The sequence below is a fragment of the Pseudomonas cavernicola genome, from assembly GCF_003596405.1.
Taxonomy (GTDB): Bacteria; Pseudomonadota; Gammaproteobacteria; order Pseudomonadales; family Pseudomonadaceae; genus Aquipseudomonas; species Aquipseudomonas cavernicola.
This window is the reverse complement of the sequence record NZ_QYUR01000008.1, coordinates 486617-507231: the sequence shown is the minus strand read 5'-3', so window position 1 is coordinate 507231 and position 20615 is coordinate 486617. Positions and strand designations below refer to the sequence as shown.

The following is a 20615-nucleotide window of genomic DNA, read 5'->3' as shown; positions in this document are numbered from 1 at the left end:
ATCCGTTGTCACTATTCGGCGGAGCGGTTCAGGCGCCCCAGTGCAGCAACAGCAGCACCAGGGCGACGAGGAATACGGTTTCACCGACCATCAGCAGGATCGGCTTGATCCCCACCGCGGCCAGCTCCTTGAGCTGGGTCTTCATGCCCAGGGCACTGATGGCCACCACGAGGCACCAGCGCGACAGTTCATTGACCCCGCCCTGCACCACCTGCGGCACCCAGCCGGTGCTGTTGACGCAGGCCAGCACCAGGAAGCCGACGGCGAACATGGGCAACAGCGGTGGACGCTTGCCGGTCGGGTCGGCGCCCTGCATGCGGGTGATCATGGCGGCGGCGAGGATCACCGGCAGCAGCATGGCCACGCGCATCAGCTTGACCACGGTGGCGGTATCGCCGGTCTCGGTGGACATGCTGTAGCCGGCGCCGACTACCTGGGCCACGTCGTGGATGGTGGCGCCGAGGAATACCCCGGCGTTCTGCGGCGACAGGCCGAACCAGTTGGCGATCATCGGGTAGACGATCATCGCCACGGTGGACAGCGCCGACACGCCGATCACGGTGAACAGGGTGGCGCGTTCCTTCTGCGGATGGTTGGGCAGCGCGGCGGCCAGCGCCAGGGCTGCCGAGGCACCGCAGATGGCGGTGGCGCCACCGGTGAGCATGCCGAACAGGCGCTGGAAGCCCAGGGCCTTGGCCGCCACCACCGAGACCAGGATGGTCACCACCACCAGCGTCACCACCAGCGCCACCGGCTTCCAGCCGAGGCCGGCGATCTGCTCGAGGGTGATGCGCATGCCCAGCAGGGCCACGCCGATGCGCAGCACGCTGCGCGCGGTGAACTCGATGCCGGCCTTGCACTGGCCCTCGCCGGACAGGAAGTTCAGCGCCATGCCCAGCAGCAGGGCGAACAGCATCACCGGCGCGCCGTAATGCTCGGAAAGAAAGGTCGCGGCGGCGGCAACGATCAGGCTGACGACGAAGCCCGGCGCCAGTTCGCGCACGCGACCTTGGATGCTGGCAAGCGCGAGGCTGCTCATGACAGGGACTCCTCAGGAACAGTAACGATGAACGCCTGGCCATCGACCAGCTCGACCGGATAAGTGGCCACCTTGAGCTGGGTCGAGTTGAGCAGGTAGCCACTGGCCAGGTTGAAGCGCAGGCCATGGGCACAGCACTGGATCACCCGGCCTTGCAGGCGGCCGCCGCACAGCGAGGCGCCCTGGTGCGGGCAACTGTCGTCGATGGCGTAGAGCTGGCCGTCGACGTTGAACAGCGCCAGGCTGTAGTCCTTGACCTCGATCAGCGCGCGGCCACCGGGGGCCGGCACACGCTCGGCCGGCACGCAGATACGCTGGTTCATGCCCGCTGCTCCAGATTCTGGCTCAGCGCCTGGAGCATGGCCGCGTGCAGCACCTCGGCCGGCTGCGCCCCCGATAGCGCCAGGCGGTTGTTGAATACGAAATAAGGCACGCTCTGCGCCAAGCCGCCCGGCTGTGCCGCGACGTAAGGCCGCCCATCGCCACGCAGAGCCGGCGCCAGCTGAGCCGGCTGGAAACCGCAGGACTCGGCGATGGCCAGCAGGGTCGCGCGGTCCCCGAGGTCTTCGCCTTTATGGAAATAGGCGGCGAACAGGCGCTCCAGCAAGGCATCGCGCTGGGCCGGCTCGGCCAAGGCGCCGGCCCGCTGCAGCAGGCGGTGGGCATCGGCGGTATTGGGCATGCTGGCGATGCGGGCCAGCTCGAGTTCCAGCCCGGCGGCCGCAGCGGCCTGCTGCACCTGGGCCTGGCGCAGGCGCACGGCCTCGGCGCTGCCCAGGCGGTCACGGTAGAACTCGGCGAAGGGCTCGCCCTGGACCGGGATATGCGGCAGCAACTGCACGCCATGCCAGGCCAGTTCGACCTCGACCTCCGGGCGGCTGGCGCGCAGCTGCGCCAGGGCACGTTCCAGCTGGCGCTTGCCGATCAGGCACCAGGGGCAGATGAAATCGAAGAACACATCGATGCGCAGCGAGCGACTCACGATTGGACCTCCAGCGCCGCCTCGAGCGACTTCTCCTCGACGCCCTCGCCTTTCAGCCGGGCCATGTCCTTGTGGTAGTGGCGCTTGGCGTAGAGGAACACCGCCGCCGCCGCGATGCTGACCAGCGGCACCAGCTGGAAGGCGTTGTCCAGGCCGATCAGGTCGGAGACCTTGCCGGTGAGCAGCGGGCCGGTGGCCAGGCCCAGCAGGTTGTTGGCCAGGGTCAGGGTGGCGAAGGCGGTGCCATGCACGCTGTAGTGGGTCAGGTTGGCGACCATGGCGCCGGCCGGTCCCGAGGTGCCGGCGGCGATCAGCATGCCCAGGCAGATCATCACCAGCTGGGGCAGGCCGAACGGCAGGGCGAAGGCCAGCGACAGCAGCAGGCAGCTGCCCAGGCAGTAGGCGATGGACAGGGCAATTTTGCGGTCGGGCCGGTTGCGGCACAGGCGGTCGCTGAGCATGCCGCAGAGGATCATCCCGGTGCCACCGCACAACACGATGATCGCCGCCACCGCGCCGGCCTTGTCGGTGCCCATCGCGTAGTAACGATTGAGGTAGCTGGGCATCCACACGATCACGGTGCCGCCGACGAACATCTGCAGGCCGCTGCCGACGTAGGCGCTGATCACCGAGCGGCTGGAATACAGGGTGCGCAGCGGCCGGGTGAGCGCTACCGCGGCCTTGTTCGCTGCGGTAGTCATACGCTGTGGGTTGATCCGTGCTTGCTTGACGATCAGCGGATAGAGCACGGCCAGCAGCAGGCCGAACAGCGCCATGCCGGCGAAGGCCCAGCGCCAGCCGAAATGCTGGGCCATCACGCCGCCGGCGGCCATGCCCAGTACCGAGCCGAACATGCCGCCGGAGATAAAGGCGCCGGACAGGGTGGCGCGCATCTCGCGGGGGAACACCGAGACCACCACGGCGATGCCGACGCTGCCGTAGGCGGCCTCGCCGACGCCGACCAGGAAGCGCGCAATGAACATCTGCTGGTAGTTCTCTGCCAGGCCGCAACCGAGGGTCGCCAGGCTCCACAGCACGGCCATCAGGGCCAGGCTCTTGATCCGGCCGAAACGATCGGCAAGCAGCGACAGCGGGAAGGTCAGCAGGCCGACCATCAAGGCGACTATGCCGCTGAGCAGGCCCAGCTGGCTGTCGGACAGCGCCCATTCCGCCTTCAGCAGGGGGAACACGGCGTTGAGCACCTGCCGCGACATGTAGTCGGAAATCAGCAGGCCGAAGGTCAGCGCAAAGACGATCCAGGCATAGGTGCGCGGAATGCCGAGCGACGTATCGATACCGTCGTCGCTGATGTGATGTGCGGCCATGCTGCCTCCTAGAAGCTTATTGTTGTTGTGCCTGAAACCGGTTCTGAAAAAGCTTCGCCCCGGCTCTTCGTGGGAGCGGACGCTCGGCGCATGGTCTTGTCTGCGTGGCGACAAGCGGGTAACGCCGACCTGGCAGAAGCTTTTTCACAATCGGATCGAGGTCGGTCGAACACGGGCGGCCAGGCCACCCGAGTCCGTCGCGGCCCCTGTGACGCGGGGCTGCCCCGCGTTCACAGTGTCCGCCCCCTGACCTGACCAGCAGAGGACTGATTCCTTGCCTCAGCGGCGCTGCGGCACGCCTTTCTCGCCCGGCTTGCGGTTCGGCGCCATGCCGTTGGCCAGCAGGGTTTCCTCGAGGCTGTCGTATTGAACGACATCCTGTAACTGCGGGTGAATCACTTGCGCAGGAAGCCCTGCTGACCGCCCTTCGGATTCGGGGCGAAGCCGTTGGCGGCCAGGGTTTCTTCGACCGTGTTGTAGAAAACGCCGATCTTGAGGATCTCGCGGGCTTCCTTGCCGTTGGCGACCGGACGGCCGATTTCTTTGGCGATGCGCACCAACTGTTCGATCTGTTCGACGGAGGTCATCCTGCGCGAGCGATCCTGGGTCCAGATGTTGTCCTCAATACCGCAGCGCACATGCAAGCCCATCGCCATGCCCATCAGGTTGACCGGCAGGGTATTGAGCATGCTGCTTTCCACCGTCAGCATGGTGCCGTCGGGGATGGCGCGCAGGAAGTTGGCCATGCTGTAGATATGCGGCTGGTCCATGCCACCGCCAATCGCCACCCAGTTGCACACCAGCGGCCCCTTGTAGACGCCGCGGCGGATCAGGCGCTCCACCGACTCGTAGCTGTTGATGTTGTAGAACTGGAAGGCGCTCTGGATGCCGGCGGCACTCAGGCGGCGCACATGCTCCTCGATGAAGCTCGGGCCGGAGGGCACGATCATCTCGCGGTAGGCTTCGTAGGTATCGCTGCCCATGGACGTGCCCGCGTAGTCGCGCGCATCCATCTGCTCGACGACGTTCATCTGCGTGGTGTTGACCGTCACAGTGACCTGGTCGGGCTTGGGATCGAGTTCGGCGAGCATGTGACGGGTGTCGTCATGCAACCACTTCGCGGCCGCGCCGTCTTCCGGGGGCGCGAAGGAGATGGAACCGCCGACCTGGATGACCATGTCCGGCACTGCCTTGCGTACGCCGGCAATCAGTTCGTTGAACTTGGACAGGCGCTTGGAGCCCTGGCCGTCCAGTTCACGCACGTGCAGGTGCAGTACGGAGGCGCCGGCTTCGTAGCAGTCAACAGCCTTCTGAATCTGTTCTTCCATGGTCACCGCAATGTCTTCCGGATAGTCGGAGGGGAACCATTCGGGGCCATAGGGGGCCACTGTGATGACGAGCTTGTCCTGGTTTTCAGGAAAGAGAGAACCGTCAAGGAAGTTCATGTCTGTTGCCTCAAATAATTAAAAGTAAGTGGCGCGACTGGGATGTTTCGACTCAGTAGGTCTTGTCGCCGATGATTCCGGCACGCTCCATCTTGCGATGGCAGGGCGGGTAATCCATGACCGCGTAATGCTGGGTACTGCGGTTGTCCCAGATGGCCACGCTGTTCGGCTGCCAGCGCCAGCGCACCTGGTACTCGGGGATGTACGCCTGGCTGATCAGGTAGCGCAGCAGGTCGGAGGCACCGGGATTGGCGTCCTGGCCGAAGCGCACCCGCTCAGGGGTGTGGTAGTTGCTGAAGTGGGTGGTGAAGGCATTGACGAACAGCACCTTCTCGCCGGTTTCCGGGTGGGTACGCACCACCGGGTGCTCGGCATCCGGGTACTGCGCCTTGAGCGCCAGGCGCTTCTCGATCGGCATCGCCGCGCCGAAGCTGGCCTCGATGCTGTGGCGCGCACGCAGGCCTTCGAGCCTGGCTTTGACGTCGTCCGGCAAATTGGCGTAGGCCAGGACCATGTTCGCCCACATGGTGTCGCCGCCCACCGGCGGGCATTCGATGCAGCGCAGCACGCAGCCCAGCGGCGGCGCCTCGCGCCAGGTGGCGTCGGTGTGCCAGGCGTTCTCGTAGCGATCCATCGGCTGGTCCGGGCGCTTGTAGATCTGCACCAGGCCCGGATGCTCCGGGTCGCTGCCGGCCACCGGGTGGTCTTCCAGCTCGCCGAAGCGGCGGGCGAAGGCCACGTGCTCGGCGCGGCTGAAGTCCTGCTTGCGCAGGAACAGCACGCGATGCCTGAGCAGCTGGGCGCGAATCTCGGCGAACAGGCCGTCGTCATGGATGGCGTCGGCGAGGTTCACGCCAACCAGCTCGGCGCCGATGCTGTAGGTCAGTTGTTCGACTTGCATGACGAGCCCCCCCTCAGATGACGAAGATCGACGAACCGGTGGTCTTGCGCGACTCCAGGTCGCGGTGCGCCTGCACGGCATCCTGCAGCGCGTAGTGCTGGTTGATCTCGATCTTGATCCGGCCACTGCCGACGTGATCGAACAGCTCGCCAGCCAGGGCGGCCTTCTCGGCCGGGTCGGCGATGTAGTCGGCCAGGGCTGGACGGGTCAGGTACAGCGAGCCCTTCATGGCCAGGAGCTGCGGATTGAAGCCTTCGATCGGACCGGAGGCGGTGCCGACACAGACCAGCAGGCCACGGCGCTTTAGCGAATCCAGCGAACCCATGAAGGTATTCTTGCCGACGCTGTCGAACACCACGTTGACGCCGACGCCATCGGTCAGCTCGCGCACGCGCTTGGCGACGTCTTCGTGGCTGTAGTTGATGGTGTGGTCGCAACCGTGGGCCCGGGCGACTTCGGCCTTGGCCTCGGTGGACACCGTGCCGATCACGTTCAGGCCGAGTAGCTTGGCCCACTGCGAAACGATCAGGCCGACGCCACCGGCGGCGGCGTGCAACAGGATGCTGTCGCCCGGCTTGAAGTCATAGATGCGGCGCATCAGGTACGACGAGGTCAGACCACGCATGGTCATGGCCGCAGCCGTCTCGAAGGCGATGGTGTCCGGCAGCTTGATCAGCGGCGCGGCCGGGATCAGACGCTCGGTGCTGTAGGCGCCGAGGGTGTTGAGGAACCCGGTGTAGGTGACGCGGTCACCGACCACCACGTTGCTCACGCCCTCGCCCACTGCCTGGACCACACCGGCGGCTTCCACGCCCATGCCGTTGGGCAGCGGGATCGGGTAGGTGCCGTTGCGGAAATAGGTGTCGGCGTAGTTCAGGCCAACGGCCACATGACGCAGACGAACCTCGCCTGGTCCGGGCTCGCCGACTTCGACGTCCTCATAGCGAAGGACTTCGGGACCACCGGTTTCGTTGAAGCGTACGGCTTTGGCCATGCCTGATTTCTCCAATCATCGATCTTGACGAACAGCGTCGATTTACGTTGATTGGACTTTAGGGCGCAGGCTTGGCGGGCGCTTCTCATCAGACGACAGGCGCTTTTCATTTAATGACACCCCACTTGCAAGCCTTTCATGATCTGTACGAATACGTCATGGCTGGTTTGGGTCGTATAGCGACGATTACAGGGGTAGCCGCCGCTGGTCTAGTAGGCCTGGTTTCCGCGTTTCACAGGCGTACCTCTCCTACGCTGTCCCAGCAAATGTCGACCTGCCATCCATACGTTCGACGGGGTGAGCAGCGTCAACAATTGCGCAGCGTTCTGGCCAGGCTCCCCTCATTAAGCTGATCGCCTTCGCCGGCACAGGGAAGACCACCACGCTGGTCGGGTACGCCCTGAAGCGATCGCACGCCCGGATTCTCTACCTCTGTTCCAACAAGAGCGTCGAGATGGCTTCGAAGCAAAAATTCCCTCTCAACGTCACCTGCAAAACCATGCACGGCCTGGCCTATGCAACGATGGAGACGAAGTACAAGCCCAAGCTGACTAGCAACCTGAGGCTGACGGACCGTCTGGCTAGCCGTCGACGCGGAATTCCCTGTGCTTGCCTCATAGTTGGGCGAGCAGGCACCGCTGCTCGCACTCTGATGCATGCTGCCTGTAGCGAGTCGATAGGTGGTTCATCCTATAGCGGCAGTGCCCTGTGCCATACACAGGAGCGGAGCCCAGCAGGCCTAGTTGAACAGTCCCGAGCGGGTCCACAATGGAGGCTCCAAGCCGCCGATGCTCGCCTCGCTGTCGGATTATGAGGCCGAAACTTAGGCTGAAACCTTCGAGCGGGTTGCAGGTTGACGATGAAGCTCCAGGTCCATTTGAACATCCTGCTGGCTCTCATGCTTGCCTGGAACGCGCTACTCGCTTGTACTCTCGGCCGTAGCAAGTCGGCTACACTCAGTCAGAAGCTTGGCACTTCAGCGCCTTCGCTTGTTGGTCAGGAGGTTCAGGTACTGAGCCAGTTTGCTGCTACTAGTAGCGGACTGCTCAAGGCCAAGGAGCCGCCATGTTGCGCATGCTGCATTTACTGATTTTAGGACTCGCGTTCGCACCATTCTGCGCGGCTCAAGTCCTACGTGTTTGCATCGATGATCAGCCTTTTCCGCCACTGACCTTTCCTGATCGTGAGGGCCAGGTGCAGTACCTGATCCGTCAGGCCGCCAGCCAACAAGGCTGGGCGGTGGAGTTCCTCAGCGTACCGAGGCGGCGGTGTCACGCCGGGGTCGCCAGCGGTCAATACCACGCCGCGGCGCCAGTATCAGCAACCACCGGCGTTCTGGACAATATGATTCTTCCCGAACTTGACGGCTCACCGGATGCGCAGCGCTCGTTCGGTGTCGTGCGGGCAGTTGTTTTTCGTGTCCGCGGTTCTCAGGCCGACTGGGATGGTCAGCGTTTTAGCGGGTTAGACAAGCCGGTGCTCTATGGCTCGGGGGTGCTTGCCTTCAAGGATCGTCTGGAGGCGCTAAAGGTGCCCAGCGACGACAGTGCCAAGTCCCTCTCTCAAATCATGACCTTGCTAGTGATCGGCCGCGGACAAATTGCTGTGAGCACCGAATACCAGACTCTGGCGGCACTGAAGGAGGGGGGCTTAGAAGACCGCATCGAAGTGCTGCCTGTCCCCTTTATGCAGGGAGCTGTTTTTCTCGGGGTTGGGAGGGGTTTCTATGCCGCCAATCAGCAGGTAATCGAGCGCATCTGGACAACCATCGGCGAGCTCCGTGCTGCCAAACAGTAGGGTTGCGGCCCGTGCTTGCGGCTAGTGGCGCTCAGCCAGTCTCGGTTCTCAGCAGGTTGCGGGTCTCGGCAATGGCTTCGGCCAGGTCCAGTGCAATCTTGGCCAATAAAGGCTCGGCGCTTCCGCGCGTCCAAGGCGAATTGCAGCTCCATGGCTGTCTATGCCAGGGCTTGTGCCCCTATGGTGCCGGCCATCGATTTCATGTTGTGGGCGATGCGGGATGCTTCGGCAAAGCTCTCCTGCTCCAGCAGGGCACAGATACCTCGAACAGGGCTTTAAAGTCATGTTTTAAAGACGCTAACGCTAGCGTGAAAAGATCGCCAGGATCACTAAGCCTATCGCCACAGTTATCAACACCACTGCGAAACCACGCTGTACATGGTGGCCTGAAAGACGGGAAGACAATTGTCGCCCAACGACCATGCCCAGGGCTGTTGCTAGCGCAAATAGCACCGTGGCTTTTACGGGCATCACTACGCCATAAGTCAGCGCGACCACAATCCCCCCAGTGCCTACCAAAGCAATAACCATCAAAGAGGTGGCAACGACTCCATGCATCGAAACATTTGTAAACCGACGAAGCATGGGCACGATGACAAAACCACCACCAACCCCCAACAGCCCAGTCAAGAAGCCCGCAAACGCCCCAATGCTACCCAACAGAAACCCCGTGCCCCAAGACCACTGAAACCGACCAGTTTTCGGGTCAATACGACCTACAGTGCGCATCGACACTTCAAGACTCATGGATGCCACCTCGTGCCTCTGCATGAGCAGGCGGACACCTACAAACAACATTGTGATACCGAAAAGCCCCATCAACCAACGTTGAGGGAGTACCTGCGCAACGTGGAGGCCCACGGCGGTAAACGGCACACCAGTCACCGCCATCAAAATCGCTGCCCGATAGCGCACCAGCCTTTTGCGTAACCCTTCCAGGGCACCGATCACAGCGCCACCTACTACCGCAACTAATGCCACCGGTGCAGCCTGCTGCATGGACCAGCCCATGCCAGCCACTAGCACGGGGACGGCGAGTATGCCTCCGCCGGCGCCTGTCAGACCAAGCACGGTCCCCACGAATATGCCAAGGATGAGCGAAATTACCATGATCGGGCTCCTAGCCCAGGTTTAGGTGGGGTTACCCACGGAGGCCGGAGCCAGCAGCCCACGGTGCTTTTTACACTCAAGCCATTCGAGCATCCCCATACCGCCCAACATGGCAATGACAAACACAGCCCCCTTGAGGACTCCCGAGCCCAGCAATACCTTCACTGGTTGCGGGTAAATGCCGGACACCCGCAACCCGATACCAAACTCGAGCCTGGCAATCCAGGAGAAGAAGGTATTCATGGCTAGCCAGAGCAGAATCATGCACGGCCTGCACATCCCACCAGAACGGGGCTGAAGCTAAGCCGACCGAGCGATCAAACGCAGACAGATTTTTGCCAGCAGGTCGCTGATCCAGAAAATGATGCAGGCACTCATCAAATGCCAAGCCACTGCTGAAAATTGCTTGGTTCTTCTGATAGACCGATAAGTAATGCTGCAGGCACCGATTTCCTTTCTCGTCCACCCACAGCACTCCTTCTACGTTAAATCAGCAAGCTCTAGAGCCTACTGCATCCGAACCCATGGCTTCCATTGCCAAGACCTCGGTGAACTCAACTACAAGGACGAAATCCGAGCTAGCGCGGCGGATTCTAACCTTCCCTCCGAATAAAGCCCGTACGGAAGGCCCTAGCCCCTGCAGGCTTGATACGCAGATGCTGGCCATCCTCCGTAAGGTAATGCATGGCCTCACAGACCTTGTGGAGAGCCTGGGGATCTGCTCGTTTGAACGTCCCGATACCGCACTTATCTCCATAACGCTCCTTGTCATCGTTGCTGCTATGGAAATAGCCCTGCCCACGAGTGATCTGCTCCCACAACTCACCGATCTGCCTAGCCTTGAGGCAGTCTTTACGCACCCCTGCTCCGTTGAAGAAGAACGCAGCATGGATGTGGAAGCCCATGTCCTCGCCCTGCTCCACGCAGCAGATGTAGCCCGTTTCGTACTCAAAGATCGGACTACGCTCACGTGCACTAATCAACCGATCCAGATCATCGAAGACATCCTCTACACGGATGTTTACTCACCAGTGCGCAGGACTCGCTCCCAGTCCCGGGTTAGCAAGTCTTGGCAGCCTTGCGGCGCACCACCGAAGCAGCGATTGGACACGACGGCCATTTCGCTCTCGGTCCGGTAGCTGATTGGCTGGCCATCCTGGTCAAGCAGGACTCCTCCACAGGCACGCATCAATGCGTGCCCGGCCACCACGTCATGGCGGACACCGGATACAGCGAGACTGCGCAAACCGCGTCACCGGCCGCGACTCGCGCCAGTCGGTAGGCGATGCTGGGCATCGCGTGAAACTGAGCGGGCGCACAGAGCTCAGCGTTTACCTGAGGTTTAGCCTCGGCAGCCGCACTCACCATGACCACGGCCAAGTCACCTAGCCGCTGCTGGCGGAGGTCATTTACGACTGGTTGGCCATTGCGCAACAGGTGCGGTAATCCCTCGGCCCAAGCGATGCAGTCAGCGCCACGATCTGGCGTAACCGGCGCATGCACGATACCCACTACCGGCAGTGCATCTCGCAAGAGCCCAACCGAGATGGCCGAGCCTTTTCGGCCCTTCAGGAAGTCGCTGGTGCCGTCGTTGGGATCGATCACCCAACACCATGAGTCTCCGGTCAGGACATGTCCGGTTTCCTCGCCCCAGAAATCGCAGGGCAACAGTTTCAGTAACGCTTCACGCAGTTGTTGCTCGATCTCCACGTCCACGGGTGCCTTGTCACCATGACCGCGCGGCCCCTCAGCTCGGCCCCATTCGGCAGTCAACCGCTTCCCGGCCCGGAGCACCTGAGCTACTACTTGGTCGAGTAAGGTTATGAGGTCGGGCTGGTGCATGTACGGAGCCTGTATAGAGCTAGTGAAGGTAGGACCCAGTGGCCGGCGACAGGGCAGGAATTATCCTCTACATCCAGACCTGCCTGACTACCGCCGCCTCCTAAGGCTGCCTCCCCCTCGCCTCGCCTCGCCTCGCCTCACGAAGTGTATTCGCTGTTCGCCACGCTCAAGGGCCAGGCGCCGAGCCGGAAATTCGACTGCCACCTGCGTTGGTTACCGCGCGCTGCGGCAGCCAACGTGCCAGGCGAGCCTGTTCCTTACTGGTATACACCGTACTCGAGTCGCGTCAGAAAGGCGGTCAGCTGCTCGTAGTCGGCGGAATCTTTGATCAGGTCCAGCGGGACCTGCCGGTCTAGCCCCATAGCCGGAGCGGTTAGCCAGCGTTCTGCTGCGACGCCGGAGCCGAACAGCTCTTCCGCGTGCGCGGAAACAACGATCAATCTGAGCAACCGCTCCCCTTGGGCGGGATTGAGGTGCGCAGAAGGCTCGTGCAGCCAGCGCCGCAAAGTTCGTTCAGAAATGCCCAACGCGCGGCACACCAGCGGACGCTTCCGAAGAAGTGGTGCTCGCCGGGCGGCGTGAAGCAGCTCGTTGAGCGTCATACTGGTGCCGGGCACTGCGAAAGCCTCTGCTGAAAGCCCGGCCTGCGATGCTTGTTCGGCCACCCGCTGCGCCAAGGCTTCCAGTGCAGTGGTGGATGTCTCGCGAGCTACATTCATCTTAATAGTCCTCGGGGCGCTTCCGGCCCCTGCAGGAGGTGCCGCCTGTCACTTCAAGGCGAAAAAGCGGTAAAGCCAGCCTCCCAATGGAGGCTGGCACAGACCTAGCTTCGTCACCAGTATGGGCGCTGGGAGAGGCTTCACTAGGGCGGCGTCGGGATTCTACGCCGACGGCACTGGTGAGGCGTGACGACGGGGGGCACTGACGCAAGCGCCGACACCGTCTAAGGTCCGGCTTGGGGCGTGAGTGCAGATAGCCAACCTGCTCGCCCGGGGCAGCTTGGGCCGGAGGCGAGGATTGACCTGGTTACCCCAATCCCTAGGAGGCTTGGCCAATGAGGTGGAAATTGAAGTGTCGTGACGCCGCTGACGGCAGCGGTGACCTGATCCTGGAGCTGCCGGACGACCTACTCCAGGCCGCCGGATGGGAGGTGGGCGACGTCCTGGAACTGGAGGGCGACCTGGCCAATGGTGGCGCCATTCAACTGAAGAAGACGGTACTGTGCGATGTGTGTGGTGCGAGCACTGCCGAAACCGGGCATGGTGTGCTTCAGGCGCAGTGGCGAGATGGCGAGTGCGAAGGTCTGCGCCTGTGCAAGGCCTGTTTCGGCTATGCAATGGCCACACTCCGCCGAGAGCATGAGGCACGCCACCTGTTTGACGAGGGTGAGCAGTGATCCAGCACCGCGATTAAAGCCGGTGCCTTGGATCCTGGAACACCCTTGCGGCGAATTTGCCCACGTCCCCTTCATTTGAACTTGGGAAACCACGTCCTTAGGAGGTGGTCATGAGTCACCGGCTCTGCCTGTGACGATTGAGGAGGCGCATGTTTAGTCCTCGGTTGAGTTGTCCCCACAACCAACCAAAGGAAGAAACATGAGCCGGTTTGAGAAGCTATCGCACGTCATTTGGCACTGCCAGTACCACATTGTTTGGGTACCGAAATACCGCTATCGAGTGCTGAAAGGAGCGATAGGAGAGGAGGTCCAAAACTGCATCGAGGTTTACAGCGGGCGTTTGGGATGCCGCGTAGAGGAGCTGAATGTGTGCACTTGCTGGTTCGGGTGCCGCCGAAGATCTCGGTGTCACAGCTGATGGGCACGATTAAGGGCAAGAGTGCGTTGCGAGTCTTTACTCGATTCCCGCACCTGAAACAGAAGCCGTACTGGGGCAACCATTTCTGGGCCAAAGGCTACTGCGTAGATACAGTCGGAATAGACGCGGAGATGATCCGCAAGTACGTGAAGTATCAGGAGAAAGAAGAGCACCGCCAGGTGCGTCTGGAACTGGCTTAGCACGGACCGTGACGTGATATGGATGGCCAGCCTTCTTTGAGGGCTGGCCACGCCCCCTTCTAGGGGGCCAAAAGCAAGTCCACGTTCTACGAACGTGGATGTTTACTCAAGCTGACGGACTTCTGGAAGAGTAAGGCGTCGAGCAGTTTGTCTGATGCGCCCCCTCTCGAAGTCATGGCTCATTGCAGCCAACTGTCGACGACTGCGGCGCCGTACTCCTGCTTCCAGACCTTCAATACCTTGTGGTTGCCGCCCTTGGTCTCGACCACTTCGTTGGTGTGCGGATTCTTGTAGCGTTTGACCTGGCGCTCACGCCGCTTGGCCTTCGCAGGCGCCACAAGCTTCGTACGTCCGGCCGGCGGCTGCAGAATAGCAATGATATCGCCCAGTTTCTTGCCGTAACCGTCCATTAGCTGCCGCAGCTTACGTTCGAACTCCATTTCCTGGTTCAAGCGCTTGTCGTTCTTCATGGCTTCGAGTTCGGCCAACTGTTCCGCCAGCTGCTGCTCCAAGGCGCGATATTCCGCAAGCTTTGACATGTTCCTTCTCCGAGTAAATCATCTTCCAGAAGAAGTATGGCTGGCGATGACTGCTGTCGCGATCCGCGTTGCTCCAGGGCAGAAAGTACCTGCCCTACCCTACTCTGCCCGCCCGTACCTGAGTGGGATCACCCAAAGCCGACGCAGTTCGTCACTGCAAACGCCAGCCAGAAGGCGGTCTTGCGATAAGACAAACTCGGAACCCTGTGACGGTTTTAGTGGGCGCCAAGCTTCGTTTCCTTTGGCTCCACTGGTGAGTACTACGCCCTGACCAATGAAGTGCATCGCCAGGTGATGGCTATCGTGCGTGAAGTTGTTGCTGGGGAAGGTTTGACGCAGGCCGAACGGCGGCTGCGAGGCGGGAATCCCTGGAGAAAAGATCGTCAGCGTGAGCGGAGTTAGTTTGCTAGAGAAGCGCGCCAAATGCGCGCTTCTCTAGCCCTTGCAAAGCACTGAGTGTTGCCGTTGACCGAAAACTGACCCAGTAAAGCCCGTTGTGCTGACTGAAAACTGACCCAGGTGCTCCACTGCACCTGCTCAATTTTTGAGCAGGAGAACACAGGGTGATCAGCATTGAAATGATGGGCAAAATTCGGCGGATGTACTTTCGCGACAAGCTGTCCTTGCATGAGATAGCCAAGCGTACCGGGCTGTCGCGGAATACCATCCGAAAATGGGTCAGAGCCCCCGAGTCAACGCAGCCGGTCTACCAGCGGCGTGCCGTTTTCAACAAGCTCAGTCCCTTTCACGAGACGTTGGAGCAGGCCCTCCGGGCCGATGCCTTCAGGGCGAAGCAGAATCGCCGGAGCGCAAAGGCGTTGCTGTCGATGATCCGGGCTGAAGGGTATGACGGCGGCTATAGCCAGCTCACCGCCTTCATCCGTCACTGGCGTGGTGAACAAGGCAAGGCGGTACGCGCCTTTGTGCCGTTGGCGTTCGCGCTGGGTGAGGCCTTTCAGTTTGATTGGAGCGAGGAAGGGATGCTGATTGGCGGCATCTTCCGACGCATCCAAGTCTCCCACATGAAGCTGTGTGCCAGTCGTGCCTTCTGGTTGGTGGCCTAGCCAGGGACATGAAATGCTGTTCGATGCCCATACCCGCTCATTCTCGGCACTGGGCGGGGTACCCCGTCGCGGCATCTACGACAACATGAAGACGGCGGTCGACAAGGTCAGCAAGGGCAAGGGCCGGACGGTCAATGCCCGCTTCACCGTGATGTGTTCGCACTACCTGTTCGACCCAGACTTCTGCAACGTCGCTTCCGGATGGGAAAAAGGTATCGTCGAAAAGAACGTGCAGGATAGCCGGCGCCGCATCTGGTTGGACGCCCGAGCCTGCACGTTTCACAGCTTCGAAGCGCTGAATGCCTGGCTCGCTCAGCGCTGTCGAGCATTGTGGGGCGAGCTGGTGCACCCGCAGTACAACGGGTTGACGGTGGCGGAAGTCCTGGAGTTGGAGCGGGAGGAAATGATGCCGATGCCCACCGCGTTCGATGGCTACGTCGAACGTACGGTTCGCGTCTCCAGCACCTGTCTGATCAGCGTGGCACGTAATCGCTATTCAGTGCCCTGTGAGCGCGTTGGCCAGTGGGTCAGTAGCCGGCTCTATCCCTCTCGGATCGTCGTGATGGCCGATGACGGCATGATTGCCAGTCACGAGCGCCTCTTTGATCGAGACCAAGTCAGCTATGACTGGCAACACTACCTCCCGCTGATCGAGCGCAAACCCGGTGCCTTGCGCAACGGCGCTCCGTTTGCTGATTTACCTAAGCCATTGCGCCTGCTCAGGCAGGGGCTGAGGCGACACGCCCAGGGCGATCGGATCATGACCCAGGTGCTGGCAGCTGTTCCCATTGCCGGCCTGGATGCCGTGCTGGTTGCGGTGGAGTTGGTACTGGAATCCGGCAGCCTGAGTGCCGATCACATCCTCAACGTCGTGGCCCGTTTGACGTCGGCCGAAGCCCCGCCCTCGGTCGAGACCAGCCTGCCACTCAAGGTCGTCGCCCCTGTCGCCAATACGGCGCGCTATGACCGGCTGCGCAGCACCGATGAGGAGGTGCGCAATGCGTGATCTGACAGACGAACTCAAAGGGCTGCGTTTGCACGGCATGGCCAACGCCTGGGCGGAGCTGGCCGCTCAGGGCGAATCCACCACGGCGTCATCCAAATGGTTGCTCGAACATCTGCTCGAACAGGAGCATGCAGATCGCGCCGTGCGCTCTGTGAGCCACCAGATGAACATGGCCAAGCTTCCGATGCACCGAGACCTGGCTGGCTTCGACTTCAGTGTCTCCAGTGCCGACGCCAAGCTGGTCAAGGAACTGTCCAGTTTGACGTTTACGGATACCGCGCAGAACGTGGTGTTCATCGGTGGCCCCGGGACGGGGAAAACGCACCTAGCGACGGCACTGGCCGTATCTGGCATCACACAGCACAACAAGCGGGTTCGCTTCTACTCCACGGTCGACCTGGTCAACCTGCTGGAGCGCGAAAAACACGAGGGCAAGGCGGGACGAATCACCCGGGGGCTGCTGCGAACGGATCTGGTGATCCTCGATGAGCTGGGGTATTTGCCCTTCAGCCAAAGCGGTGGCGCGCTGCTGTTTCACCTGCTCTCCAAGCTGTACGAGCACACCAGCGTGATCATCACGACCAACCTCAGTTTCGCCGAATGGTCGAGTGTGTTTGGTGATGCCAAGATGACCACCGCGCTGCTGGATCGGCTGACGCACCACTGTCACATCGTCGAAACCGGCAACGAATCCTACCGCCTGCAACACAGTAGTCTGGTTGCCCAGACCAAGATCCAGGCACGGGAGCGCAAGCGCACCGATGTCGTGGAGCCGGAGGACGATCCCTTTTGAGCCAGTCGAAGCGACCTCACCACACGATGCCGTGGGTGGGGTCAGCTTCGTTTACCCACCTGACGACTGCTAGGCTTATCCACAATTGCTGAGGTGAAAATCAGCAAGCTGCCCTGGGTCATTTTTCAATCGGCAGGGTGGGTCAGTTTTCAATCAGCGCCGACAGACCGAGGAGTTCAGGATCAGAATGGTCAGCTCTGGCGCATCATCGGCGCACTGCGAGACATCTCGGATGAGAAGCTCGCCGAAGCAATGCACGCCATAGAACTGGAAAATATTCAAGCGACCTACGGGCGGATATCCGAAGTTGTAGGAGTCATCAAAGGCATCGCCGACCAAACCAATATGCTGGCGCTAAATGCGGCAATTGAGGCAACTCGTGCGGGTGATGTGGGGCGAGGTTTTTCGGTCGTGGCGGATGAAGTGAAAAAGCTGGCCGGACGAACTCGCGAAGCCACCCAAAAGATCCAGGAAATGCTTTCAGACTCCAAGTCATCTTAAGAACGGCCCAGTGTATGCAGACCGTACCGGAGCCAGTTGTAAGGCAATCGTCGCTCCTGGGGAGACGTGCGTATTGGTCAAAGTCTTGGCAGTGGCTCGAACAGCGGCGCAGCATGTGGGGCATTCGCTGTATTGGGCGTGGCTTCAGCGTCCTTGCATCTTTCAATATTTTTCATGCATTCCTGGTTGGTTATTTGTATTGCTTTAATCATATCGAGCGCGGAGTCAATATTGGCCATGCTGGCTGATCGCAACAGTAAGTTGATTCGATAATTGGAATCCCTGACATGCTCCTTGATGGCACGTCGATGATCCTGACTAAGTGCCTTATCCACTGCGGCGGTGCCTGATGACTCATCCGCTGCCAATAGTCCTGAGTAAAAGACCAGAGAAACGGATAGCCACCAATGAGCTCGAAAGAAAGTCATGACAGATTTACCTCGGGCTACCACCTGTGCTCGGCGCAAATATAGTCGCTGGTGCCATGCCACCCGTGTCACTGGGACATGCAATGACGTCGAAACTCCATGAGTTCATTCGTGAGTTCACCTTTCGGGCCCGCCACCCGAGGAAGAAAGAGGGAGATGCGTGATGCCCTAAATCATTGGGTCCCAACGCTGCGACCAGCCGGTATCCAGCTCGACGATCTCCCGCAGCAGCGCAAAGGCTTGCTGCAAAGCCGGGAAATCGCGCTCGCGGGAGTAGATCAAATAGGTCGGATAGCTGAACTCGGGGGCCTTGGGCACTCGCTTGAGCACTTTCTTGTCAAGGTAGTGTTGTACCACCCGGGTACGGAAGTAACCGGATCCACATATTCCAGGATGTACTGCAGGGCCAGCGGGCCAAGGTTGAAGGACACCGGCGCCTTGGCCCGCTCCGGTAGCGCGCGGTCGTGCTGACGGCGGAAACCTTCACCCCAGTCGATGTAGACGTAGGGTTCCGCCGTCCGTGCGCGGACCATGATCAGCTTCTCCTCCAGCAACTGTTCTACTTGCAAGCCTGGCCAGTAACTGGGCTGGCAAACCAGCGCAGCGTCCAGCGTGCCCTGCTCCAACTGGCGAAGCAGGGGCTGGCCGTCCGCGATCTTGGCGCGCACGGCATGGTCGCCGATGGCCTCGCGAATGCGACCGACTCAGCGCAGCATCAGCGGATTGCAGAGACTCACCTCGCCGCCGATGTGCAAGATGTTGTTGTACCCATCCGGCATGGGCAGTTCGTGCTGCGCCGTCTCCCAGGCCTGCAGAATCGGTCGCGGTAGGAATGGCAGTCGCCTGCCACCCCCCGCACAGATCCGTACGTGCAGTATTACCGCATACGGCGCCTGCCTTGGGTTTTGACGCCGAATCGGACTACGGGGAAGGGATGCATTGGCAGCTCTCGGGCATAAGGCAGGAACAGCCTGGACAGCGTTTTCATGCGCTCCCAGGGCCAGAGCCATTGCCGGGTTAATATCCAGTACCGAGGGCGTACGAATTTTTGTGTAACCGGCCTATGAGCCCGCTTTCTCACTCATGGATGTAGCGGCCTGGAGCGGGCTCCAGTTCACCATAGCGTTTGCGCCCAGCCATTTTCGGTGCCGATCGTTCTGCTCCGGCGCGCTCAGTAACCCAGTCAGCCCAATGTTTCCACCAAGTGCCAGATTGCTCACTGGCCTGAGCCAACCAGTCGTCTGCGTCCAGGGTCGGAGCCGGGCCGGTAAAGTGGCGTGCCTTGGGGTTGCTCGGTGGATTGACCAGGCTGGCAATATGCCCCGCGTTGCTGAGCACGAAACTGCGTTCCCCACCAAATAGCTGAGCCGAGCGATAACAACCTTGCCAGGGTGTCAAATGGTCCCCCTCTGCCGCCATGAAATAGCTATCGCAGTGGCTAGCGCCTGCCTGAAAGGGTGAGCCGAGCACCGTCAATGGCCCGTCGACCAGGGCGTTATCGCTGAAAATATCGAGGAACTGACTGTGCAACGCCGCAGGCAGGCGAGTGCCATCGGCATTCCAGGCCATAACATCAATAGAGGGTGGCGATTCACCCATCAGGTAATTGTTGTGCCAGTAATTCCACACTAGGTCGTTAGGACGCAACCAGGAAAAAGCCGCGGCCATATCGCTCGAACTCATCACGCCGGACTTGGCGGAGCGCTGACGAGCAAACTTCAGCAAGGGGGGCGGCGAAAACGCGCCGAGAGACATTGGATACTCAAAGTCCAATAACATCACACCAAAGGACACGCCATTCACCGGGCACTTACCCTGTGCCACACTGTGGTTCAAGGCAGCGCTGAGAATGAGGCCACCGGCACACAAACCATGGGTATTCACTTCGACGCCATCGGCAATCTCCCGCACCACCTTCAGCGCTTCAAGCACGGCTGCGGCATAGGTGTCGAGATTCCATGCGGTCTGTTCAGGATTTGGGTTGCGCCAACTGATAGTGAAGAAGTGCAAGCCGCGGCTGACCGCGTATTCAATAAAGCTACGTCCCGGCGCCATGTCGAGGAAGTAGTATTTGCCGATCATCGGCGGCACCAGCAGGACCGGACGCTCACGCACCGTCGTGGTGACCGGGCGATGCTCGATAAGCTCGAACACCTCACAGCGATACACCACCGCGCCGGGGGTGACCGCCAGATTCTCGCCGACTTTAAAGTGGCTGGAGTCCACCTGAGTTGGCATGCCGCGATTATGCAGCAGGTCGTGGAGCCAGTTTTTGGTCCCTCGTAGCAGGCTGGTTCCGCCCGACTCGAAGGCTTTTTGCAAGGCCGCCGGATTACCCAGCAAGCTGTTGGTCGGTGCGGCGGCACTGGTCCATAGTTCGAGGGCAAAGCGCAGTTGTTCCCTGGCACGCCAATCAGGTGTTTCCAGTCGATCGGCCAGGCCATTGACACTGCGTGACCAAGCCAGATAGGCCTGGCCCAGACGGCGGTAACCAGGATGCCCGCGCCAGGCTGGGTGGTGGAAACGCCTATCGGACTTCTCAGGCTCAATCTGTGAAGTGCCAAGACCGATTGAAGCCAGTTGGGTCGTCAGTTCAGCACTGACCGAGACGACCTGGGCGCTGTTTTTAGCCAGACGCGCCAAGCGTGCGAAAAGCGACTCCTTCTTGGTTGCCTTAGCCTGAGCTCTTTTACGCGGCGGGCCAACAATGACCGGATTGCACGTTTTTTTCCATGGCATGGGTTCCTGTTTGGGACGAGCTGGGCTTTGAAGACCTTAGAGTAAGCGTGTCGTTGGCACATAGTCCGCTTTGATGAGGGTTTGCTCTCGTTCTAG

At 60.8% G+C, this 20615-nt stretch carries 18 protein-coding genes and 6 pseudogenes; 7 read left to right on the top strand and 17 right to left on the bottom strand.

Annotated features, from left to right (window positions below; all coding sequences use genetic code 11):
- Positions 1-28: 28 nt before the first annotated feature.
- The 7 genes from D3879_RS24395 to D3879_RS24365 all read right to left on the bottom strand — a co-directional run bounded on the left by D3879_RS24395 (position 29) and on the right by D3879_RS24365 (position 6686).
- A complete protein-coding gene (locus tag D3879_RS24395; RefSeq protein WP_119956770.1) occupies positions 29-1039 on the bottom strand; it encodes a YeiH family protein in 1011 nt (336 codons plus the stop codon).
- The gene (locus D3879_RS24390) at positions 1036-1362 is read right to left on the bottom strand and encodes a Rieske (2Fe-2S) protein (RefSeq protein ID WP_119956769.1); all 327 of its coding nucleotides are present in this window, start codon (positions 1360-1362) and stop codon (positions 1036-1038) included. Before D3879_RS24390 ends, D3879_RS24395 begins: the two co-directional genes overlap by 4 nt.
- Entirely contained in the window at positions 1359-2021 is a 663-nt protein-coding gene (locus tag D3879_RS24385) for a DsbA family oxidoreductase (protein ID WP_119956768.1), read from the bottom strand. Before D3879_RS24385 ends, D3879_RS24390 begins: the two co-directional genes overlap by 4 nt.
- Positions 2018-3346 (bottom strand): MFS transporter, encoded by a 1329-nt coding sequence (locus tag D3879_RS24380; RefSeq protein ID WP_119956767.1) that lies wholly within the window; start codon positions 3344-3346, stop codon positions 2018-2020. The genes D3879_RS24385 and D3879_RS24380 overlap by 4 nt, the downstream gene beginning before the upstream one ends.
- 395 nt (positions 3347-3741) lie before the next feature.
- Entirely contained in the window at positions 3742-4791 is a 1050-nt protein-coding gene (locus D3879_RS24375; RefSeq protein ID WP_119956766.1) for a beta-keto acid cleavage family enzyme, read from the bottom strand.
- A gap of 52 nt (positions 4792-4843) precedes the next feature.
- On the bottom strand, positions 4844-5692 hold the full coding sequence (locus tag D3879_RS24370) for a TauD/TfdA dioxygenase family protein (protein ID WP_119956765.1): 849 nt from the start codon (positions 5690-5692) through the stop codon (positions 4844-4846).
- A gap of 13 nt (positions 5693-5705) precedes the next feature.
- Positions 5706-6686: a quinone oxidoreductase family protein gene (locus D3879_RS24365; protein WP_119956764.1), complete on the bottom strand. Its 981-nt coding sequence runs from the start codon at positions 6684-6686 to the stop codon at positions 5706-5708.
- A 313-nt stretch (positions 6687-6999) separates the two neighbouring features.
- On the opposite strand from D3879_RS24365, the pseudogene D3879_RS27335 reads away from it, so the two are divergent.
- Positions 7000-7260 (top strand): annotated as a pseudogene (locus tag D3879_RS27335) (ATP-dependent helicase); the annotation flags it as partial.
- Positions 7261-7751: 491 nt separating this feature from the next.
- Positions 7752-8483 carry a hypothetical protein gene (locus D3879_RS24355; RefSeq protein WP_119956763.1) on the top strand — a complete coding sequence of 244 codons (732 nt, stop codon included), beginning with the start codon at positions 7752-7754 and terminating at the stop codon, positions 8481-8483.
- A 158-nt stretch (positions 8484-8641) separates the two neighbouring features.
- Here the strand turns inward: D3879_RS24355 and D3879_RS27975 are convergent, their stop codons facing one another.
- The 6 genes and pseudogenes from D3879_RS27975 to D3879_RS24325 all read right to left on the bottom strand — a co-directional run bounded on the left by D3879_RS27975 (position 8642) and on the right by D3879_RS24325 (position 12154).
- Positions 8642-8731, bottom strand: coding sequence for a hypothetical protein (locus tag D3879_RS27975; RefSeq protein ID WP_420800956.1), 90 nt, complete (start codon positions 8729-8731; stop codon positions 8642-8644).
- 55 nt (positions 8732-8786) lie between these two features.
- Positions 8787-9593, bottom strand: a complete 807-nt coding sequence (locus D3879_RS24345) for a sulfite exporter TauE/SafE family protein (RefSeq protein ID WP_119956762.1) — start codon at positions 9591-9593, stop codon at positions 8787-8789.
- Positions 9594-9614: 21 nt separating this feature from the next.
- Complete coding sequence (locus D3879_RS24340; RefSeq protein WP_119956761.1) at positions 9615-9857, bottom strand: DUF6691 family protein; 243 nt, start codon at positions 9855-9857, stop codon at positions 9615-9617.
- A 329-nt stretch (positions 9858-10186) separates the two neighbouring features.
- The gene (locus tag D3879_RS24335; protein ID WP_338014910.1) at positions 10187-10498 is read right to left on the bottom strand and encodes a hypothetical protein; all 312 of its coding nucleotides are present in this window, start codon (positions 10496-10498) and stop codon (positions 10187-10189) included.
- Between the two features lie 116 nt (positions 10499-10614).
- Positions 10615-11435 (bottom strand): annotated as a pseudogene (locus D3879_RS24330) (inositol monophosphatase family protein).
- A 257-nt stretch (positions 11436-11692) separates the two neighbouring features.
- Complete coding sequence (locus D3879_RS24325) at positions 11693-12154, bottom strand: antitoxin Xre/MbcA/ParS toxin-binding domain-containing protein (protein WP_119956759.1); 462 nt, start codon at positions 12152-12154, stop codon at positions 11693-11695.
- A 335-nt stretch (positions 12155-12489) separates the two neighbouring features.
- On the opposite strand from D3879_RS24325, the gene D3879_RS27710 reads away from it, so the two are divergent.
- A complete protein-coding gene (locus D3879_RS27710; protein WP_338014909.1) occupies positions 12490-12831 on the top strand; it encodes a hypothetical protein in 342 nt (113 codons plus the stop codon).
- A 199-nt stretch (positions 12832-13030) separates the two neighbouring features.
- Positions 13031-13449 (top strand): annotated as a pseudogene (tnpA, locus tag D3879_RS24315) (IS200/IS605 family transposase).
- Between the two features lie 179 nt (positions 13450-13628).
- On the opposite strand, the gene D3879_RS24310 reads toward tnpA, so the two are convergent.
- Positions 13629-13988 (bottom strand): histone-like nucleoid-structuring protein, MvaT/MvaU family, encoded by a 360-nt coding sequence (locus D3879_RS24310; RefSeq protein WP_119956758.1) that lies wholly within the window; start codon positions 13986-13988, stop codon positions 13629-13631.
- A 581-nt stretch (positions 13989-14569) separates the two neighbouring features.
- Between D3879_RS24310 and istA the strand changes: the two are divergent.
- The 3 genes and pseudogenes from istA to D3879_RS27575 all read left to right on the top strand — a co-directional run.
- Positions 14570-16058, top strand: a pseudogene (gene istA, locus D3879_RS24300) (IS21 family transposase).
- Positions 16051-16851, top strand: coding sequence for an IS21-like element helper ATPase IstB (gene istB / locus D3879_RS24295; RefSeq protein ID WP_119956757.1), 801 nt, complete (start codon positions 16051-16053; stop codon positions 16849-16851). The pseudogene istA and the gene istB overlap by 8 nt, the downstream one beginning before the upstream one ends.
- A gap of 168 nt (positions 16852-17019) precedes the next feature.
- A pseudogene (locus D3879_RS27575) lies at positions 17020-17352 on the top strand (methyl-accepting chemotaxis protein); the annotation flags it as partial.
- A gap of 77 nt (positions 17353-17429) precedes the next feature.
- On the opposite strand, the gene D3879_RS26410 reads toward D3879_RS27575, so the two are convergent.
- The 3 genes and pseudogenes from D3879_RS26410 to D3879_RS24275 form a co-directional block, all read right to left on the bottom strand.
- On the bottom strand, positions 17430-17780 hold the full coding sequence (locus D3879_RS26410) for a hypothetical protein (RefSeq protein ID WP_147411224.1): 351 nt from the start codon (positions 17778-17780) through the stop codon (positions 17430-17432).
- A 168-nt stretch (positions 17781-17948) separates the two neighbouring features.
- Positions 17949-18598 (bottom strand): annotated as a pseudogene (locus tag D3879_RS24285) (substrate-binding domain-containing protein); the annotation flags it as partial.
- Between the two features lie 259 nt (positions 18599-18857).
- The gene (locus D3879_RS24275) at positions 18858-20519 is read right to left on the bottom strand and encodes a PHA/PHB synthase family protein (RefSeq protein WP_119956756.1); all 1662 of its coding nucleotides are present in this window, start codon (positions 20517-20519) and stop codon (positions 18858-18860) included.
- Between the last annotated feature and the right edge of the window lie 96 nt (positions 20520-20615).

Bases quoted from the DNA above. Each gene is read 5' to 3' on its own strand.
- D3879_RS24395 (WP_119956770.1), bottom strand. From the start codon at position 1,039: ATGAGCAGCCTCGCGCTTGCCAGCATCCAAGGTCGCGTGCGCGAACTG.
- D3879_RS24390 (WP_119956769.1), bottom strand. From the start codon at position 1,362: ATGAACCAGCGTATCTGCGTGCCGGCCGAGCGTGTGCCGGCCCCCGGT.
- D3879_RS24380 (WP_119956767.1), bottom strand. From the start codon at position 3,346: ATGGCCGCACATCACATCAGCGACGACGGTATCGATACGTCGCTCGGC.
- D3879_RS24375 (WP_119956766.1), bottom strand. From the start codon at position 4,791: ATGAACTTCCTTGACGGTTCTCTCTTTCCTGAAAACCAGGACAAGCTC.
- D3879_RS24370 (WP_119956765.1), bottom strand. From the start codon at position 5,692: ATGCAAGTCGAACAACTGACCTACAGCATCGGCGCCGAGCTGGTTGGC.
- D3879_RS24365 (WP_119956764.1), bottom strand. From the start codon at position 6,686: ATGGCCAAAGCCGTACGCTTCAACGAAACCGGTGGTCCCGAAGTCCTT.
- D3879_RS24355 (WP_119956763.1), top strand. From the start codon at position 7,752: ATGTTGCGCATGCTGCATTTACTGATTTTAGGACTCGCGTTCGCACCA.
- D3879_RS24345 (WP_119956762.1), bottom strand. From the start codon at position 9,593: ATGGTAATTTCGCTCATCCTTGGCATATTCGTGGGGACCGTGCTTGGT.
- D3879_RS24340 (WP_119956761.1), bottom strand. From the start codon at position 9,857: ATGATTCTGCTCTGGCTAGCCATGAATACCTTCTTCTCCTGGATTGCC.
- D3879_RS24335 (WP_338014910.1), bottom strand. From the start codon at position 10,498: ATGGGCTTCCACATCCATGCTGCGTTCTTCTTCAACGGAGCAGGGGTG.
- D3879_RS24325 (WP_119956759.1), bottom strand. From the start codon at position 12,154: ATGAATGTAGCTCGCGAGACATCCACCACTGCACTGGAAGCCTTGGCG.
- D3879_RS27710 (WP_338014909.1), top strand. From the start codon at position 12,490: ATGAGGTGGAAATTGAAGTGTCGTGACGCCGCTGACGGCAGCGGTGAC.
- D3879_RS24310 (WP_119956758.1), bottom strand. From the start codon at position 13,988: ATGTCAAAGCTTGCGGAATATCGCGCCTTGGAGCAGCAGCTGGCGGAA.
- istB (WP_119956757.1), top strand. From the start codon at position 16,051: ATGCGTGATCTGACAGACGAACTCAAAGGGCTGCGTTTGCACGGCATG.
- D3879_RS26410 (WP_147411224.1), bottom strand. From the start codon at position 17,780: ATGACTTTCTTTCGAGCTCATTGGTGGCTATCCGTTTCTCTGGTCTTT.
- D3879_RS24275 (WP_119956756.1), bottom strand. From the start codon at position 20,519: ATGCCATGGAAAAAAACGTGCAATCCGGTCATTGTTGGCCCGCCGCGT.